Source organism: Methanoculleus sediminis (assembly GCF_001017125.1).
GTDB lineage: Archaea > Halobacteriota > Methanomicrobia > Methanomicrobiales > Methanoculleaceae > Methanoculleus > Methanoculleus sediminis.
The window spans coordinates 794,389-811,926 of record NZ_JXOJ01000002.1 but is presented as its reverse complement, the minus strand read 5'-3'; the positions used below and the strand labels follow the sequence as shown (position 1 = coordinate 811,926).

The 17,538-nt window shown below is 64.5% G+C and carries 25 protein-coding genes; 1 reads left to right on the top strand and 24 read right to left on the bottom strand.

From position 1 onward, the window contains the following. Positions 1-11: 11 nt before the first annotated feature. From SZ63_RS06865 to SZ63_RS12935, 18 genes are all read right to left on the bottom strand, one after another. Positions 12-1,748 (bottom strand): radical SAM protein, encoded by a 1,737-nt coding sequence (locus tag SZ63_RS06865; RefSeq protein ID WP_048183050.1) that lies wholly within the window; start codon positions 1,746-1,748, stop codon positions 12-14. A gap of 2 nt (positions 1,749-1,750) precedes the next feature. After that, entirely contained in the window at positions 1,751-2,392 is a 642-nt protein-coding gene (locus tag SZ63_RS06860) for a class I SAM-dependent methyltransferase (RefSeq protein ID WP_048183047.1), read from the bottom strand. Between the two features lie 7 nt (positions 2,393-2,399). Continuing rightward, on the bottom strand, positions 2,400-3,482 hold the full coding sequence (locus SZ63_RS06855; protein ID WP_048183045.1) for an ABC transporter substrate-binding protein: 1,083 nt from the start codon (positions 3,480-3,482) through the stop codon (positions 2,400-2,402). A 237-nt stretch (positions 3,483-3,719) separates the two neighbouring features. Further along, positions 3,720-4,118: a DUF2703 domain-containing protein gene (locus tag SZ63_RS06850; RefSeq protein WP_048183042.1), complete on the bottom strand. Its 399-nt coding sequence runs from the start codon at positions 4,116-4,118 to the stop codon at positions 3,720-3,722. A gap of 53 nt (positions 4,119-4,171) precedes the next feature. Then, entirely contained in the window at positions 4,172-4,927 is a 756-nt protein-coding gene (locus SZ63_RS06845; RefSeq protein WP_048183039.1) for an ABC transporter permease, read from the bottom strand. Further along, a complete protein-coding gene (locus SZ63_RS06840; protein ID WP_048183036.1) occupies positions 4,924-5,853 on the bottom strand; it encodes an ABC transporter ATP-binding protein in 930 nt (309 codons plus the stop codon). The genes SZ63_RS06845 and SZ63_RS06840 overlap by 4 nt, the downstream gene beginning before the upstream one ends. Positions 5,854-6,267: 414 nt before the next feature. After that, on the bottom strand, positions 6,268-6,984 hold the full coding sequence (locus tag SZ63_RS06835; RefSeq protein WP_052959083.1) for an aromatic aminobenezylarsenical efflux permease ArsG family transporter: 717 nt from the start codon (positions 6,982-6,984) through the stop codon (positions 6,268-6,270). Then, positions 6,981-7,520 (bottom strand): nitrophenyl compound nitroreductase subunit ArsF family protein, encoded by a 540-nt coding sequence (locus SZ63_RS06830; RefSeq protein WP_156168415.1) that lies wholly within the window; start codon positions 7,518-7,520, stop codon positions 6,981-6,983. Before SZ63_RS06830 ends, SZ63_RS06835 begins: the two co-directional genes overlap by 4 nt. A 202-nt stretch (positions 7,521-7,722) precedes the next feature. Further along, on the bottom strand, positions 7,723-8,070 hold the full coding sequence (locus SZ63_RS06825; protein ID WP_048183032.1) for a putative zinc-binding protein: 348 nt from the start codon (positions 8,068-8,070) through the stop codon (positions 7,723-7,725). Next, positions 8,071-8,292: a low molecular weight phosphatase family protein gene (locus SZ63_RS06820; RefSeq protein ID WP_052959081.1), complete on the bottom strand. Its 222-nt coding sequence runs from the start codon at positions 8,290-8,292 to the stop codon at positions 8,071-8,073. It lies immediately after the preceding gene. Between the two features lie 4 nt (positions 8,293-8,296). After that, positions 8,297-9,157 (bottom strand): putative zinc-binding protein, encoded by an 861-nt coding sequence (locus SZ63_RS06815; protein ID WP_048183029.1) that lies wholly within the window; start codon positions 9,155-9,157, stop codon positions 8,297-8,299. Between the two features lies 1 nt (position 9,158). Next, entirely contained in the window at positions 9,159-9,401 is a 243-nt protein-coding gene (locus SZ63_RS06810) for a thioredoxin family protein (RefSeq protein ID WP_048183026.1), read from the bottom strand. Between the two features lie 33 nt (positions 9,402-9,434). After that, positions 9,435-9,668: a thioredoxin family protein gene (locus SZ63_RS06805; RefSeq protein WP_048183023.1), complete on the bottom strand. Its 234-nt coding sequence runs from the start codon at positions 9,666-9,668 to the stop codon at positions 9,435-9,437. After that, positions 9,665-9,934: a hypothetical protein gene (locus SZ63_RS06800; protein WP_048183017.1), complete on the bottom strand. Its 270-nt coding sequence runs from the start codon at positions 9,932-9,934 to the stop codon at positions 9,665-9,667. The genes SZ63_RS06805 and SZ63_RS06800 overlap by 4 nt, the downstream gene beginning before the upstream one ends. 10 nt (positions 9,935-9,944) lie before the next feature. After that, positions 9,945-11,024, bottom strand: coding sequence for a permease (locus SZ63_RS06795; protein WP_048183014.1), 1,080 nt, complete (start codon positions 11,022-11,024; stop codon positions 9,945-9,947). A 41-nt stretch (positions 11,025-11,065) separates the two neighbouring features. Beyond that, positions 11,066-11,971 (bottom strand): permease, encoded by a 906-nt coding sequence (locus tag SZ63_RS06790; RefSeq protein WP_048183011.1) that lies wholly within the window; start codon positions 11,969-11,971, stop codon positions 11,066-11,068. Between the two features lie 123 nt (positions 11,972-12,094). Beyond that, the gene (locus SZ63_RS12940) at positions 12,095-12,235 is read right to left on the bottom strand and encodes a hypothetical protein (protein WP_156168413.1); all 141 of its coding nucleotides are present in this window, start codon (positions 12,233-12,235) and stop codon (positions 12,095-12,097) included. Positions 12,236-12,329: 94 nt separating this feature from the next. Then, positions 12,330-12,548 (bottom strand): hypothetical protein, encoded by a 219-nt coding sequence (locus SZ63_RS12935; RefSeq protein ID WP_156168411.1) that lies wholly within the window; start codon positions 12,546-12,548, stop codon positions 12,330-12,332. Positions 12,549-12,658: 110 nt separating this feature from the next. Here SZ63_RS12935 and SZ63_RS06785 point away from each other — a divergent pair, with 110 nt between their 5' ends. Further along, on the top strand, positions 12,659-13,042 hold the full coding sequence (locus SZ63_RS06785; RefSeq protein ID WP_048183008.1) for an ArsR/SmtB family transcription factor: 384 nt from the start codon (positions 12,659-12,661) through the stop codon (positions 13,040-13,042). Between the two features lie 22 nt (positions 13,043-13,064). On the opposite strand, the gene pdxT is transcribed toward SZ63_RS06785, so the two are convergent. From pdxT to SZ63_RS06755, 6 genes are read right to left on the bottom strand one after another with little or no spacing between them, the layout of a single operon-like run. After that, positions 13,065-13,643 carry a pyridoxal 5'-phosphate synthase glutaminase subunit PdxT gene (gene pdxT, locus SZ63_RS06780; RefSeq protein WP_048183005.1) on the bottom strand — a complete coding sequence of 193 codons (579 nt, stop codon included), beginning with the start codon at positions 13,641-13,643 and terminating at the stop codon, positions 13,065-13,067. Next, the gene (pdxS, locus tag SZ63_RS06775; protein WP_048183002.1) at positions 13,633-14,529 is read right to left on the bottom strand and encodes a pyridoxal 5'-phosphate synthase lyase subunit PdxS; all 897 of its coding nucleotides are present in this window, start codon (positions 14,527-14,529) and stop codon (positions 13,633-13,635) included. Before pdxS ends, pdxT begins: the two co-directional genes overlap by 11 nt. A 5-nt stretch (positions 14,530-14,534) precedes the next feature. After that, positions 14,535-15,455, bottom strand: a complete 921-nt coding sequence (cbiB, locus tag SZ63_RS06770; RefSeq protein ID WP_048183000.1) for an adenosylcobinamide-phosphate synthase CbiB — start codon at positions 15,453-15,455, stop codon at positions 14,535-14,537. Then, positions 15,434-15,958 (bottom strand): DUF7524 family protein, encoded by a 525-nt coding sequence (locus SZ63_RS06765; RefSeq protein ID WP_048182998.1) that lies wholly within the window; start codon positions 15,956-15,958, stop codon positions 15,434-15,436. The genes cbiB and SZ63_RS06765 overlap by 22 nt, the downstream gene beginning before the upstream one ends. A gap of 8 nt (positions 15,959-15,966) precedes the next feature. Beyond that, complete coding sequence (locus SZ63_RS06760) at positions 15,967-16,152, bottom strand: methytransferase partner Trm112 (protein ID WP_048113569.1); 186 nt, start codon at positions 16,150-16,152, stop codon at positions 15,967-15,969. Continuing rightward, on the bottom strand, positions 16,149-17,159 hold the full coding sequence (locus SZ63_RS06755; RefSeq protein WP_174435773.1) for an adenylosuccinate synthetase: 1,011 nt from the start codon (positions 17,157-17,159) through the stop codon (positions 16,149-16,151). Before SZ63_RS06755 ends, SZ63_RS06760 begins: the two co-directional genes overlap by 4 nt. Between the last annotated feature and the right edge of the window lie 379 nt (positions 17,160-17,538).

Genomic DNA, 17,538 nt, shown 5'->3' with positions numbered 1-17,538 from the left:
CTCTTCGCTCCCTATGGGCGATAGAACGACCGGTTCCCCATGATCGCGGCCGCATCCGTTCCATAGAACGTCCGGTAGAACCGGTCCTGCTCCGCGGCAAGGTCGAAGGCAGCCCGCTCCGGGTGGAGAGTCCGTGCGATGGCACAGAGGCCGAGCACCCAGCGGGGGTTGCCGAAGTCCCAGCCCGGCGGCATGGTGTAAACCCGGCCGCGCTCGACGGCGTCGGCGGAGAGTCCCATCCTCCGGCACGCCGCGATGTAATCGGAGGCAGGCGCCGAGAGGAACCCGGACACGAAGATGTACTCGGGGTTGAACGCCGCAAACTCCTCCGGCGTTATGTTGACGCCCGGTTTACCGGCCCGGGCGATCCCGCGGTTGACGGGGTCGCCGCCGGCCGCCTCCACGAGGTCCATCTCGAACCGGTCGGCGTTCAGGGCAAAGAGCGGCGTCCCCATCGAGTAGTAGACCCGGGGCCGGCGGCAGCCCTCGACCGCCGACGAGACCGCCGTTACCCGGTCGCCGATGTAGCCGGCCAGCCTCTCCGCCGCCCCGGTGCGGCCGGCCCGCTCCCCGAGTTCCCGGACGAGATCGAGGTAGCCGTCTATTGACTGGATCTTCCCATGGAGGTCCCGGATGTAGTCGTCCCGGATGACCCCCGCCCAGATACGGGCGAGGTCGGCGTCGGACTCCACGCCGAGGCAGACCAGAACGGCGTGAACCATCTCCAGCGCCCGGGTGAACCGGTAGCCACCCATCATCCCCGGCTCGGCGTAGGGCGTCTCCGCGACCCTCCCGGTCACGGGGAGAGAACAACCGCAGGAGCACCGGGCGTCCGGCGGGATCGCGATCGTCCGCGCTCCCATCGGCCCGAAGAACTCCCGCCGGACGACGGTCTTCCCGCAGGACGGGCACGCCGTATCGAGGTATCCGGTTCCGGGCGAGTTGAAGAGGTAGACGTAGCGGAGCGTCCGCCGCAGGTCGTCGCAGATCCGCTCCGACTCCGCAATCGTCGGTTCCCTCTCCGGCGGTTCGTCGCCGAACGGGATGAACCGCATGACGAGGAACGGGATGTCGGGAGAGATCTCCGCGACCCGGGCGGCCGCGGCCCGGATCTCGTCGTCGCACCCCCGGGAATGGATACAGGAGACCTCGACGTGGACGCCTGCTTCGTGAAGGGTCTTCACCGTCCGGAAGGCCGGTTCCGCCGAGATCGCGCCGCACGCGCGGTACCGTGCATCGGATGCACCCTTCAGTCCGATGTTCGCGAAGTCGACGACGGGCGCGAGGTCGCGGAGGGACTCCTCCGTGTAGTAGCCGTTCGTCGCGCACCCGACGAGGAGGCCCGCGTCGTGCGCCGCCCGCGCCACCCGGAGGAAGGTCTGGTGCATCGCGGTCGGGTCGTTGAGGCAGAACGCTATCCCCCGGCACCCCTCTTTTAAGGCGCGCTTGACCAGAGCGCCGGGCGGGATATGCCTGAGCGCCCCGGAGACCGCCTCTGCGTGGAGGGCGATCGTCTCGGATATGCATCCCCCGCAGGAGAAGGTGCACCCGATGCCGCTCGCCTGCAGGAACGTCCCGCGGGGGTGGTAGTGGCAGATCGGCATCGTCTCGATCGCGATCGGCATGACCGCGATGTAACGGTCGGGGAACCGCTCGACGATCGCTCCGCCCTCATTCGTATACATCCTGCACCGCCCGACGCCGCCGGGCGGGACGGCGCATCGGTTCTCGCAGATCGAGCAGCGCATGCTCACCGCTCCTTCTCCATCACGATCCAGAACCCCGAGTCGTCGCTGACGAGCCGGTGACAGAACCCGAGATCCGCGAGGATCCCGGCGACCCGCTCCCGATTATCCGTGCCGAGGTTCCTGTCCCGGAAACTCCTCCACTCCGGGTTCGCCCTCTCCATCGTGGCCGCGATGGCGTCCCGGAGTTCGGCCGTTCCGAACCCGCCTCCGACGTAGGTCTTCCCGCCGGGCGCGAGAACCCGGTGGATCTCGGAGAACGCGCGGGGGAGGTCCTCCCAGAAGAAGAGCGACCCGCGGCTGACCGCGAGATCGACGGACCCGTCGGGAAGCGGAATCTCGTGAACGTCGCCTGATAGAAGCGCGACGCGGGCCGAAAGCCCGGCCTCCCGGACGTTCCCTCCGGCAACGGCGATCATCTCCGGGGAGGAGTCGAGGAGCGTGACCGCAAGGTCGCTCGCCTGCGCAAGAGCGATCCCGAGCGAGCCGGGGCCGCTGCCGATATCAAGGCACCGGCCGCGGGAGAACCCGCACTGCTCGATTATCTGTCGTGCAATCACCGGGTAGACCGGGGCGAAGATCGTCTTTGCGATCCGATCCATATCCTCCGCCCCGTCGCGGTCGAATCTGCCTGGTACGTATCCCATCTTGACCTCAGGGGTTCAGGATCTCCCGGATCCGGTCGTCGGAGAGCGATACGTGGATGAAGATCTCGTGATACTCCCGGACGAGGGATTCGAGGTCCATGTCCTGGAAGAGATCGGGATAGAGGGTCCTGGCGGTCCAGGGGATCCCGACGATCCGGTTGATGCCCGGCGGGCGGTCGATCCAGCCGAACGCCGTCTCCGGGATGAGGTATACCCGGCCGGTCTTCACGGCGGTGATATCCTGCCAGAGCGGATCGGTCCTGACCGTGGCGTAAAAGGCCGGTTCGGCGGCCAGGATGACCTCCGGATCCCAGGCGATGACCTGCTCCATCGAGACCTCCGTCATCCCCATTCCCGGCGTGATCGGGCAGTCCGCGACGTTTCTCCCGCCGCAGAGGTCGATGAGGTCGGCGTGCTGCGAGCCCGAGGGGTCGGTCATGAGCCCTTTCGGCCCCTCGGCGTAGTAGACCGCCACCCGCTCGTCGTCGGGGATCGAGGCCACCCGCTCCGTCACCGTGGCGAGGACGCCCTCGTAGTAGGCGATCATCGCTTCGGCCTGCTCCTCCTCGCCGAGGAGATCGCCCATGAACCTGATGGGTGCGGAGTAGCCGGTGGCGTTGACGGTGTCCTCGACGGCGACGACCGGGATGGGGCCCATCTTCCGCTGCCGTTCGGCGACCGAGGCAAGCGCCGCCCCGCCGTCGGTGGTGTAGCCCTCGACGATGATGTCGGGGTGCATCGAGATGAACGTCTCGTAGTTGCCGGTTTCTTTCCCGAACCAGCCTCCGACGACCGGGAGCGCTGCGTACCGCCCGGGGGTGTACTCCTTCACCGGGGCGAAGTTCCAGCCGGCGAGCCGGCCGGGCGCGATCATGTAGACGAGCATCGTCGACGGCGGCGATGTGCAGAGGATGCTCTCGATCTCCGACGGGACGACGACGGTCCGGCCCGCCATATCGGTGATCGTGCGGTTCTCGGCAGGGGAGGGCGTCCCCTGCGTGGCCGTGCAGGCGGCGGAGGCGCAGAGGAGCACCCCGCAGATGCCGAGGAGGAGGATCAGAAGATAACAACGTCTTGTAATGGCTACCACGTCCGTTCGGTCCTCTCCGGTGCGCTTCGGGGAGGTACCGGAGGCTTACGGTATCGTGGTTGGCACGCGGCCCTTATTAAAAATAATCATTTAACATTATGTTAATGTTAAGTACACTACATTGAAAACAGGTTGAAAAAGTCTCCCCCCCGCTGCGGGGCCGGGCCCACGCACTTCGGCGTTCGGGAGACCTCCGGCTCCCTGCATTCAGGAGAGGGAGCCGGCGACGGCAGCCCCTCACTCCATCTCGAGCGCTTTTGCGGCGGCCCGCCCGATCAGTTCCGGCGGGATCGCCTCGTACTCCTCGCCGTTGTAGCGGAGCGTCCGGCACTCCTCCTCCCCGCAGGTCTCGCAGGATTCACATGATGCGCAGGCACAGGCCGTCGCGGTCACCTCGACCCCTTCGAGGAGCTGCTCGACCGGGATCCCGTTGAAGAGGAGGCACTCCGACTCTGCGGCGGCATCGTCGGGGAGGACCGTCTCGACCACCCGGACGCCGACCCCCTCCATCTCGAGGAGCATGCGGATCTCCGCGAGGACCGCCGCAAGGGCCATCCCGGTCTCCTCGAACTCTTCACGGGTCTTTTCAACGTCTCTTCCGGTGTGCTTCCATTCGATGACGAGTTCCTTCTTCATGGTGCATCTCCACTGTTGGCACCGACACGACATCTTCCTGTCGCTGCACCGGATCAGATCCTCCGCGGCATGCTTCGCCTGTGCAGGCGCATCGCGGCGGCGGTGAAGACCAGGGCAAAGAGCGTGAGCGCCGCGATATCGACCATCACCGGGAAGTGGTGTGCGCCGGAAAAAGCGTAGCGGACAATGTCCGTGAAGTAGGTGAGCGGCGAGCAGGCCGCAAGCATGAGCCCCCACGCCGGCATCTGCTCCAGGGGGAGGAAGATGCCGGATATGAAGACGAGCGGGAACTTCAGGAGGGTGGAGAGCATCATGATGTTCGAGGGGACGTTCGTCGGGGGGACGGCAAGGAGCATGCCGATTGCCGAAAAACAGCACGCGGCGATGGGGATTGATACCCCGAGCACGATGCCGTGCAGGAGAGGCAGGCCGAGCCCGACCGCGATGAGGATGGTGACCGCCGTGACCCCGATCCCGAAGAGGACGGAGGCGATCATGTCCCCGAGGACGATCGCCTCGATGGTGACCGGGCAGGCGGCAAGCCGTTCGAGCGTCCTTGCCTGCCCTTCCCAGGGGAAGATCGCCGGCGAGACGGCGGTCGCGGTGAAGAAGAGGGTCATCCCCACCAGCCCGGAGAGGAGGAACGCGAGTGGGAGGTCCCGGCCGCCCAGGAAGAAGGCGAGGAAGAGGAAGACCGGCATGAAGATCCCGAAGATGAGCACCGGGCCCTTGAGGTAATAGACGCGGATATCTTTCCTCGCGATCGCCCACGCCCGCCGCGCCTGCTCGCCGTAAGCCGCCGGATTCACGGCCGCTCCTCCCCGGTCAGCCGCAGGAAGACCTCGTCGAGCGACGGGGCGAGGGTGTTTAACGTAAGGATAGCCGCACCGCAGTCGCTGCTGAAGGCCACGAGCGACCGGATGACGAGATCCGGATCCTCCGTAACGATCCGCCACTTATCCCCCGTCCGGTCCGCTTCGGCCACGCCGTCGAGTCCCGCGAGGACGTCGGCGGAGACCGGCCGGTCGAAGCTCACCTCAAGCCGGTGCAGGCGGTCGATCGCGGTCTTCAGCCTCTCTGGGGCATCGATCGCGACGATCTTCCCGGCCCGGATGATGCCTATCCGATCGCAGAGCCGGTTCGCCTCCTCCATGTTGTGGGTGGTGAGGAAGATGGTGGTTCCGTCCGTGTTCAGGTCGCGCAGCAGGACGAGGATCGTCTGCGTGCTCTGCACGTCGAGCCCGCTCGTCGGTTCGTCGAGGAAGAGGAGCTCGGGCTCGTGAAGGAGCGCCATGGCGAGGATGAGCCGCTGCTTCATCCCCTTCGAGTAGCCCCGCACCTTCTGGTCCCTCCTCCCGTAGAGACCGAGGGTCTCGAGGAGATCGCGTGACCGCCGCTCTGAGTGGGTGCGGCCGATCCCGTAGAGGTCGCCCATCAGCATGAGGTTCTGCCACGCGGTGAGCTCGACGTAGGCGTTCGAGGTCTCGGGCACGACGCCGAACCGCTGTTTCGCCCGGACGGGTTCTTTTCGGATATCGTGGCCGAAGATCCTCACGCTCCCGCCGTCCATCGGGACGACGCCGGTGAGCATCCGCGTGGTGGTGGTCTTCCCGGCGCCGTTCGGCCCGAGGAACCCGAAGATCTCGCCCCGCCGAACCTCGAACGAGACGCGGTCCACGGCAGTGACGGCGCCGAAAGTCTTCGTGAGGCGGGCGGCCTCGATTACGTTCGGCATGCCATCTCCCCCTGACCAGCCCGGCCGCCGGCGAAAGACGCGGGCGTCTGTGCGCAGCTCAGTATTTCGTTAACGATCTCCCCGGTCACGGCGGGACCCAACCTGGAGAATACTCTAGAGTTGAAATATAAAAACACACGTTATCAGGCGAGTACGGGCCGTAGGTGATGCCATGGAACTGTCAAGGGTATTCCGGCCCACAGAGGCCGCCAGCGTTCGCACGGTCTTCCGCTCAAAGACTGCGGAGAGGAGGGATGTGCCCTCGACCCCGCACTACCTGTCTACTCCTCTTTCGGCTCGGATACTTCCGTCTTCGTCTTCGGGACGATCCATGTTCCGCAACCGCAGCCGGAAGAGAAGAGTTTCTTTACCCCTGAGCCGGTGCATCCTTCGTCTTTTTCTCACTCCCGCCTGTCACGCGACCAGCATTGCCACGAGAAGATAGGCCCCGATCCCGACAAAGAGCACCCCGACGATCCGCCGCGTCCAGTACTCGAACGTCTCCGCCGCCTTCATCGCATTCCCCACCTTCGCGATCCCGGTCACCATGAGCAGCGAGAACGCGATCACCGGCAGAGCGGTCGCGACGGCAAAGACCGCCGGCACCCCGAGTGGGTCGGAGGTCCGGAGCGCCAGCGGGACGAGCATCGCAAAGAAGAGAACCGCCGAGAAGGGGCAGAAGGTCAGCGCGAAGAGCACGCCGAGGAGAAAACTTCCCACGAGGCCCTTATCGGCGACCCGCTCCTTGAACGCGGCAAACCGCCTGCTGCCGCCGCCCCATGAGGGGAGCGGGACGAGATCGAGCATCACGACCCCGATGGCGATCAGCAGCGGGCCGACCAGCATCTCCCCCCAGGACTGGAGGAAGAGCGAGATCCCCTGGACAGAGAGGCCGAAGATGACGATCAACGCCGCGAGCCCGACGTAGACGACCATCCTCCCCGCGCTGTAGAGCGACCCGGCGAGGAAGGTCTGCCCCGGGCTCCCTATCCGGCGGGAGAGATAACCGATCGCGGCGACGTTCGTCGCGAGCGGACAGGGGGAGAGGGCCATCATCAGCCCGATGAAGAACGCGGCGACGAGAGGAACGCTGTTCGTCCCCATCGTCTCCATGAACCCCATCACGCTCATTGCGAGAAGTCCCCTGCAAGGCGCATCTCGATCAGCGCATTGAGGTACTGCATGAATCCGGGTTTATCGTTGAGTCTGTACCAGACCCGGGTATCCTCTTCTTTGTAGAATCCACCCTGGTCGTCGTAGGTGCCGAGCCAGAGCGACGAGCCGGTCGCACCATAGCGCTCGACGATCTCCTTCTTTCCCGGGTCGGCGATATCGATGTGGTCGAAGATCACCTTCCCGGAGCCGAGTTCTTCGGGGAAGTGCGTCTTCACGGTCTCCTCGGCGTAGTCACCGAGCACCACGCAGGAGTAGCACTGGCTCGGCGCGGTGAAGTGGATGACCTCGACTTTCGTGACGGTGCCGTTGAGCGGCGAGACTGATGCGGCATCCGCTCCGCCGGGTGCTGTCATGCATCCTGCAGAGAGGGCGGTCAACGCCAGGATGACCGACAGCGCAGCGATCGGCAGGATCTTCCGGGCGGGGGCGCTGCAGGGGAACTGTTCCTGTGTGCGCCCGGGTTCGGAGTTACTCATGTGTGTTCGTCTCATCAGGGACACCCCCGGTGCCGGGACATCATTACAAGATATCTTGAAATGACGCTGACCTGTTGTTCAACCGGATATATAATTCATTCGGGTGAGTACCGGGAGAAGCGATCGCCGCCGGTGGGAAAGCAGCCTGCCCGAGCTGGCATGGAGAGCGAAAGAGCCGGTCAGAAACCTGCCAGCAAAAAAGGTCTGGAGCCGGCCTTTATCCCCTGATCGCATCCATAACGGCGGCCGAGAGGCGCTCGATCTCGTCGAACCGGGGTTCGGCCATCCCGTTCTTTGCGATGCCGCAGTCAGTTGCAACAAGATGCAGGTGCGGCTCGACCCCGAGCGCCTGTAACTTCTTCCTCCCGCAGCAATCGCCGCACCCGTCCAGCACCAGGATGCGATCCGCGTGCCGGACCGTGGCCTCCAGCGACGCCGTCGGCCGGGTTGCCGCGATACACGCCTCGATCCTCCCGCCGCACCGGCGCATGAGCGCCGGCCCGGTCTGGGCGGTCAGTTTCCCGGGATTCGAGACCCCGGAACAGGTGATGACGGTGAACGCCATTCAGACCGCCCCGAACGCCGTATCGATCCGGATGGTGACCTCGTCCCGGATCCGCCGGACGTCGGCCATGATCTCATCATCGGTGCCGGCGAGATTCAACGGATCGGGAAACTCCCGGTGGATCTCCCCCTTCACCCGGGGGAAGAAGGGGCAGATCCCGCCCTCCACCACCTGTGGGCGTGCAGAACGATGGGTGCAGACGAAGAGGACTTTCTTCTTCACAGTATCACTCCAGCCCAAGCGCCTTCAGTACCGCACGGGCGATCAGTTCGGGCGGGATCGACTCGTAACGCTCGCCGCTGTAATCGACCGCACGGCACTCGACGTCATCCTGCCCGGTGATGCAGGCGCAGGAGGCGCAGGGTGTGCTGGTAACTTCCATGCCTTCGATGAGATCCTCGAGTGGTACGCCGTTGAAGAGGATGATGTTTGAGTCTGCTATCGCATCGTGCGGAAGGACGTTCTCGATGAATTTAACCGTGATGCCTGTATCTTCAAGGGCTGCGCGAATCCGATCGACTGTTTCTCTCACCGTCTTCCCGGTCTCGCTGCACCGTTCGCAGGTGTTCTCGATGTCTCTTCCGATATGCCGCCATTCGACGATGAGGGTATCCGTCGATTCTTCGCATCCACAACCACAGCCGCATCCACCGGAGCCCTCAGGCTTCTGCTCCTGCTTCTCTCTTCCCCGCCCCTCCCAGGCGGCGGAGACGACCGTCTCCACGTCCTCTTCGGAGAGGGCGAGGCTCCCGCCCTTCTCGATCCCGAGGTCCGTGACCACGATCTCCTGATCGGGTGTAACCCCGGCCCGTTCGGCGATCTGGCGGGCGCAGCCGACCGGGCAGCCGTCGATGACGAACACCTCGTCCGCCGCCTCGACATTTTTCATGATCGAGGGTGTAGAGACGGCGAGGGAGGCCGTGCAGGCGATATTCCCGTATCCTTCCTTCGTTAACCGGACGGCGGCCTCGTTTGTGAGCTGTCCGGCCTTCGATGCGCCGGCACAGGCGAAGATGATCCGTTTCGGTCCGCCTGCCGGCTCCGCGCCGCCCCCGCAGGTGCACTGCGGCACTGTCTGTTCCGTCATCTCACTTCACTCCAAGCAGTATCTGTTTTATATCCTCGACGCAGGGGACATGGCCGACGACTTTGGCCTCGCCGTCGACGTAGAGCGCCGGCGTCAGCATCACACCCCGCTCGATCATCGCATCGAGGCTCTCGATCGTGCGGATCTCCGCATCGATCTTGAGTTCCCCGACCGCGATCTCGACGTTCTTGTTCATCCGCCGGCACTTGGCGCAGCCGGTTCCGAAGATTTCAACCAGCACCATCTCTCAGACTCCACTGCAGGGGAAAAAGGGGTCTCACCCCTGCAGGATCTCCTTGATCTCTTTGACGTCCGCCACCCGGCCGGAGACCTTGAGTTCGCCGTCGACGGCGAGGGCGGGGGTCAGCATCACGCCGCGGTTCATGATCTCGGTGATGTCGTCGACCTTGACGAGTTCGGCCTCGATGCCGAGATCTTTGATCGCCGCTTCAACATTCTTTGCAAGCCGCTTGCACTTGGCGCAGCCGGTTCCGAGCACTTCTACCTTCATTGTTTCTTCACCTCGTTCTGGTACTCTAAAAGGAGCGCCGCCCGGTAGAGCGGTTCCGCCTCCTTCGGGATGTAGTTGTAGATCTTTACCTGTCTGATGAGTTCGTCGCCGATAGCGGCTTCGCCTGAGATATCACAATCGATGACGTCGGCCAGAATATCGTCGAGCATCGTGAGCCCGACGACGACCCCGCCGACCTCGATCCGGCGGACGCGGCGCAGGGCTTCGGCGGCGCAGCAGGGTTTCTCTCGCTTCTCTGTCTCCATGGGTTCTCTCCTAGATAAGCAGCATGCCGTTCCCGTAGAGGAACCCGGCGACGGTCGCGAAGACGACCACCAGCCCCACGTAGGCTGCCGTCTTCTTCGCCCCGATGATCCGGGAGATGACCAGGACGGAGGGGAGGCTGATCGTCGGGCCGGCGAGCAGGAGAGCGAGCGCCGGCCCTGCGGCCATGTGTCCGGTGGTGTAGCCGAAGGTGGTGCCGATGATCGGGACCTCCAAGAGTGTCGGCATGTAGAGGATCATCCCGACAACGGCCGCAAGGAAGTTTGCGCCGAGCGAGTTGTTCCCGAAGTAGGGCTGGAAGGTCTCCGGCGGGAGGAAGAACGCGATGATCCCGACGAGAAAGGTTCCCCCGATGAGGATGGGAAAGATCTTCTTCGTCAGGTCCCAGGTCTCCAGCCCCCAGTCGGTCACCTCGTCGCGATCGAAGTAGTAGATGAGCAGGACGGCGATCGCGAGGGTGAGGATGTAGACGATCGAGAGCCGGAACGCCCACTCAAGCGGCGAGGCCCCGAAGACCAGCACCCCGACCAGGAGGGCGAAGAACGCCGGCGTGACCCAGCGCGGCTTCTCCTCCTCGCACGCCCCGGCGACGCTCGGCGCCATCGCCTTCTTCTTGAGCGTCTCGACGTCCGTCGACCGGAAGATCAACGCCATGGCAAGCCCGATGACGATGGCGAGGACGACCGCAGAGATCGCCCGGGCAATACCCAGATCGAAGCCAAGAACCCAGGCAGTGTAGATGACCGCGAGGATGTTGATGGCCGGTCCCGCGAAGAGGAACGTCGTCGCCGGCCCGATCCCGCTCCCTTTCTTGAGGATGCCGGCAAATATCGGGAGGATGGTGCAGCTGCAGACGGCAAGGACCGTCCCTGATACCGATGCCAGCCCGTAGGAGATGTATTTTGGAGTGTCCGGGCTGAAGTACTTCAGGATCGCGTCCTTCTTGACGAACGCGGCGATGGCGCCGGCGATGAAGAACGCCGGGACCAGGCAGGTGAGGACGTGCGCCGAGAGGTAGTCGAGCACGGAGGCAAGTCCGGATGCCAGAGCGCCGAGGAGGATATCGATCATGGTCTGTTCCTTTCTCAGTTCTTGTATACTCAATCCGCGATTCAGATGACGGCAAGGGCCTGGAATGCCACACCGGCCAGGACGGCGACCCCGAGGACGATCACCACGAACGCGGCAAGAAGGCGCCGCTCGAAGATCGCGGCAAGCAGCGTCACTTCCGGGATGCTCGCTCCCGCACCGCCGATGATCAGCGCCATCACGGCGCCGATGCCCATTCCCTTCGAGAGGAGGACGGCGCTCACGGGGATGAGCGTCTCCGCCCGGATGTACATCGGGATGCCGATGACCGCCGCGACCGGGATGGCGAGAGGGTTGTCCGGCCCCGCGAGAGAGACGATCAGGTCTCCGGGGATGAACCCGTAGATGAACGCCCCGATCCCCGCGCCGAGCAGGAGGTAGGGGAAGACCTGCCGGAAGAGACTGACCGCGAATGAGAACGCAGCACGAATCCGCGTCCCGTGGCTGCTGTTGCAGTCGCAGGGTTCCGGCCGGCCTTCGACCATGACGTCCTTCACGTAGCGTTCGTACCCGAACCGGCCGAGGAGCCAGCCCAGCACGACTGCGGCCGTGAAGGTGACGGCGGCGTAGATGGCGGTCGGGATGACCCCGACGAGCGCCACGAGGAGGGCGAGGATCACCGGGTTCAAGAGCGGGGAGGCGAGCAGGAACGACATGCAGACCCCGAACGGGACCCCGATGTCGAGGAGGCCGAGCAGGATCGGGATCGTCGAGCAGGAGCAGAATGGGGTGAGGGCCCCGAACCCGGCAGAAAGGACATTCCCGGCACCCTGCCGCCTCCCGGCGAGCACGCTCCGGATCCGTTCTTCGGGAATGTACGCCTGGAGGAGCCCGACGAGGAAGGTGATCCCCACAAAGAGCAGAACCAGTTCCCCGGCGATGACGACGAAGAACTGTCCGGCGGTGATCAGGTTCGAAGCGGCATCCATGGTCGCTCACTCACCTGCCTGTTCCCTCTCCTGAGAGTCGTACGCCACCGGTGACGGGCTGCAACTTCTCCGCCCTGGTATGGAACCCCTCGACCCCCATCTCCTGCCATGCTCCGCTTCCGGTCACTCCTGCTTCTCGTCCGCTTTCTTCGGCACAATCTTCACGTTGCCGCAGCAGCAGCCGCAGTCACTCTCCGGTGCAAGGAGTCTCTTGAACCTTCCAGCGGTGCCTTCCTTCCGGTTTTTGCTGGTGTCGTCTGCCATGGTGTTACGCTCCACGCTGTTTCAACATTATTTGAAACAAGATGGGCATCACCACCGATAAATGTTCTGGTTTCAAAAAGAGTTGAAGTATGGGTCAGCCGGTGGGCTTGCGGTAGAGCCCCGTCAGGCTCGTCCGGTAGATCTCCCGAATAGCCTTTTCGACAGCCATGAACGGTTTAACAGGAACGGGACTCACAACGGCGTCAGTGAGGTTCCGCGACCGGGCAGGGTCGAGGAGCCCGTATCGGTGGAGACCAGAAGCAGGCCCAGAACCGTGAGAACAGACGAGCAAACCGGCGGTTCTGATGTCCATGCTTTTTCTCCTTTGCTGTCGAACGGTTAGCTCGTGCCTCGCGCGGTAGCAGCGAAAGATTATAGGTACTTTCGTTTCGTATTATCTCGAAAGAAGAGTGTGATGGTTGGATGACAGGAGGCGAAGAGTATCAGGACACATCCCTGCCCCTCCCTCCCGGAGTCGAAGAGTCGCTCTGTCAGTGTGGCGGGATTGCAGGGCTCATAGAACAGTTGCCGGACGATGCGGTGCTTGAGCGGGAGAGCAGTGTCCACCGTGCGCTCGGCGATCCGCTTCGTCTCAAGATCCTCACGATGCTCTCCGTGCAGCCGCTCTGCGTCTGCGTCGTCAAGGCGGTGCTCGGCATTGCAGACTCGAAACTCTCCTACCACCTTGGTGTCCTGAAGAAAGCGAATCTGATCGCTGGCGAGGCACAGGGGAACTGGATCATCTACCGCCTGACGGCCGAAGGTGAGGCTTGGGCGCAACAGATCGTAGATGACAATGGAAGCTGAAAGATAGATGGATGTCCAGGGCCTAGAGCCCGAGCCCCTCTAAAAACATCCGGTGCAGGCGGAGGTCCCCGCCGAGCTCCGGGTGGAAGGCGAACGCCATGTGCCGGCCGTGCCGGACAGCGACAATCCCCTCCGGGATGCGGGCGAGCACCTCGACGCTGGAGCCAACGTCCGTCGCCACCGGTGCCCGGATGAAGACCGCCCGGAAGGGTTCGGCCAGCCCCGCGACCTCGAGCATCGCCTCGCGGGAGTCGACCTGCCGGCCGAAGGCGTTCCGCGCAACGTGCATCGGGATGAGCCCGAGGGTCCGGACCCGGGGGTCGTCCACCCGGTCCGCAGTGAGGACCATCCCCGCGCAGGTGGCGAATATGCCGCCCTCGAACCGCACGAGCGGCTCGTAAAGCCCGTTCTTTTCTATCAGCCGGGAGATCGTCGTCGACTCCCCGCCCGGTATCGCGAGCGCGTCGAGGTCCGCGAGATCCGCCGGCCTTCGGACCGCCATGACCGACGAGCCCGGCCTCTCCGCGAGAGCCTCCCGGAACGCCGCGACATGCTCGGCGACGTCGCCCTGGAGCGCGAGAACGCCGACCTTAACGCCCACGGGTCTGCAACACCTCGTCTTCGCGGAGGAGATGGACGTCGAGGCCCTTCATCGCCGCACCAAGACCCCTGCTCACTTCGGCGACGACCTTTGCATCGTCGTAGTGGTTCACGGCCTCCACGATCGCCCGGGCGGTCGCCTCGGGGTTCGCGGACTTGAAGATGCCCGACCCGACGAAGACCCCGTCCGCTCCGAGCTGCATCATCAGCGCCGCGTCGGCGGGGGTCGCGATCCCGCCCGCGGAGAAGTTCACCACGGGAAGACGGCCGCGCTCTGCGCACTCGATCACAAGTTCCACGGGCGCCTCGATATCGCGGGCGCAGTCGGCGAGCTCCTGGCTGGAGAGGCCTTTCAGCGCCCGGATCCCGCCCATGATCGCCCGCATGTGGCGGACCGCCTCCACGACGTTGCCGGTTCCGGCCTCGCCCTTCGTCCGGATCATCGCCGCACCCTCGTTGATACGGCGCAGCGCCTCCCCGAGGTTCCGGGCGCCGCAGACGAACGGGACAGCAAACCCGGCCTTATCGATATGGAACTGCTCGTCGGCGGGGGTCAGCACCTCGCTCTCGTCGACCATGTCCACGCCGAGCGCCTCCAGGATCTGGGCCTCGACGAAGTGGCCGATCCGGGCCTTCCCCATCACCGGGATGGATACCGCATCGATGATCTCGACGATCTTCTGCGGGTCGGCCATGCGGGCCACGCCCCCGGCCGCTCTGATATCGGCGGGGACTCTCTCAAGCGCCATGACGGCGACGGCACCGGCCTCTTCGGCGAGCTGCGCCTGCTCTGCGTTGACGACGTCCATGATGACGCCGCCCTTCTGCATCGACGCAAAGCCGCGCTTGATCAGCTCGGTGCCAAATCTCAGTTCCTCGAGTTTCATTACTCTTATGTATAGCTCACTGACCCCAATAAAAATAGTGCGGCGATCTCGAAGATCACAAAGATGATCGTCGCCGCCCGGACCGCAGAGACGATCCCGGCGCCCCCTTCCGCAAGCGTCCGCTCCGCATCCCCGATGGTATAGGCGCCGGGCTTCTCGAGCCGGACGCCGACGCCGCCGGCGATGACGGCCATCGGGATCCCGCCGTTGAACCCCGGCCGCTTCTTCGCATCGCGCCGGAGCGCCGCCCAGGCCGGGGCGAACCGGCCCTTCGCCGCAAAGTAGGCGAGGAGGATGAGGCCGGTCAGCCGCGCCGGGATGAAGTTTGCAACGTCGTCGGCGCGGGCCGAGAACCACCCGATCCGGGCCCGCTCGTCCCGGTAGCCGAGCATGGCGTCCAGGGTGTTGACCGCCCGGAAGGCTGCGGCCCCGGCGAGCCCGAAGAACCCGAAGTAGAAGAGCGGGGAGATGATGCTGTCCACCAGGTTCTCGGTCATCGATTCATATGCGGCCGAGAGGACGTGCTCGGGATCGAGGCGCGCCGTATCCCGGCTCACCATCATCCCGACCCGGCGGCGGCCCGCATCGATCCCGCCGTCATCGAGCGCCCGCACCACGGCGGCGGCATGCTCCTCGAGCGCCCGCCAGGCGAGACAGGTCTTGAGGAGGAAGGGTGCGAGGAGGAGGTAGAGGTACCAGGGGGCCGCGATCTCTACGAGCGCAAACGGGGCGGCAAAGAGCGCGACGGTCAGAACGGTCCCCGCGAAGCCGACCGATCGCTGGAGACCGACCGGGTAGCGGGCCGGGACTCCCCACCACCCGATGAACCGGCCGAGGAGTGCCACCGGGTGGTAGCGTGAGTGCGGGTCGCCGAGCAGCCGGTCCACCAGCAGCGACGCGGCGACTACGACCGCTGCCGCAGCCATGCGAGAATGACCCCGAGGAGGAGCGCCGCGAACGAAGCGGCGTTTAAGAGATCCACCCGGTAGACCAGCCACAGCCCGTAGAGGATCAGGGCGGCGGCGGCGAGGAGAAGAGCCGGGGCGGACGACCGCCACCGTAGCGATCTCGCCGGAACGGCCGGAGCTGCCGGAACCTCAACCGGTTCGGGCTCCGGTGCCGCCCGCTCCCTGACGACGACCCGGAACTCCGCCTTCCGGGCGCCGTATCCGGCGATGACCTCAACGTTAAAGGTGCCGGGGTAGGCGTTCTCCCGGATGGGGATGGCGAACTCCTCGGGCCCGCCCACGTAGAGATTTTCATGGAAAAAACCGGTGAAGGCCGAGGAGTTCGAGGAGGCGAGGGTGATGTGAAGCGGCGACCCGTGGTTGACGATCCACAGAACGAGGTCGCTCCCCGGCGTTGCCTCTACCTCGGCCGGAACCTCGATGGAGTTAATCCCCCGGCGGTTGAGATGGATCTCCGTCATCGACGCAATCAGTCCTCACAGGCGGTCTTGGGGAGGAGGTTCGGGATGCCCTCGCTGATGGGATAGTCGACGCTGCACGCCGCGCACCGGAGAGTCCCCTCCAGCACCTCCTCACCGCTCTCTTCGGTCACGGTCAGTTCGAGTTCGCCCTTGCAGACCGGACAGCAGAGTATCTCCATCAGGTTTTTTCTCATAATTCGCCCCTCAGATCGATGATCTGGGACATCTCGGGACCCGTCGAGATCAGGGTGACGGGTTTGCCGATGTCCTTTTCGGCCTGCGCAATGAAGTCCCGCGCCGTCTTCGTCAACTGATCGTACTCCGTCGCGCCGAAACAGGTCGGATCGATCCGGTCGATGCCGGTGATCGCCGCCTGAGTGCACCCGTTGATCATCGCCGAGTAGCGCGCCATCTTCCCGTCCCAGGTGCCGATGCGGCGCTGGCGATGGGTGACGGTCCCGAACTCCTCGATCCCGAGCTCGTGCGACTGCGCCGCCGACATCTCGGTGGAGAAGGGGCCCTCGCCGACCCGGGTCGGGTAGGCCTTGAAGACGACGATGACGTCGTCGATCCGGGTCGGGCCGACGCCGTTGTCGGCGGCGATCTGCGAGGCGGAGGTGTCCTTACTCGTCACGAACGGGTAGGTTCCGAAGTAGAGCGAGATCCCGAATCCCTGGGTTCCTTCGAGGAGAACCACCTCGTCGTCATCGATGGCCCGATTGACGTCCTGGGCCACGTCGGTGATGAACCCCGCGAGCTCCGGGACGTCCTTCGCCTGCCGCGACGTCCGGAGAACGCGGTCGGCGTTCGCCGGGCCGCACCCGGTTCCGGTGCTCCCGATCTTCTTACTGAGATGGTCGCTCGCTTTGTCCCGCGCGATGTGATCCTCTTCGATGACGCCGCACCGCCCGTCAACGAAGATCCTGTCCCGGACGCCGACGAGATCGACTTCCCGCAGAAAGACACGAGGATCGACGAGCACGCCGCTCCCGATCATGAGGGTCGCTTCCGGGTAGACGAACCCCGAGGGAACCATCCGAACCCCGTACTCCTTCTCTCCGACGCGGACGGTATGCCCTGCGTTCGGGCCGACCCCGCCCCGGGAGATGATGGATGGTCTGTCCTGGTGAGCGATGTGGGCTACGATCTTTCCTTTTCCCTCGTCACCAAAGAACCCGCCGACGATAATAGTACAACTCATTGTTCTATCAAGTAGGATGGAGTGATACATGCTGATAAACGTTACAATCTGATACCGGGAGTGCGGTCACCCGGTTTAAAGGCAACCGGGTTTCAGCAACCCCTGCATCGCCCGCTCCACCGTTCCGCGCCCCGGGGAGGTGGTGCGGAAAGCGGCCAGAGAGATACGGGATGGCAGATCGATTATCTCCGGCGCTGCACCGCGATATTCGCGTACATCCCGGGTTTCCGGCGACAGCGATCATTGTATATCAACCCTGGCTTCTGCGGATCAGCCCCGGCACGATCACCGTCGGGATCTTAACCCCTTTATTTCCAGTGGAATTTTCTTTTCAGGTGCATCACCGGCTAACGCATCGAGTTTTCCCTCCGGGGCGGTA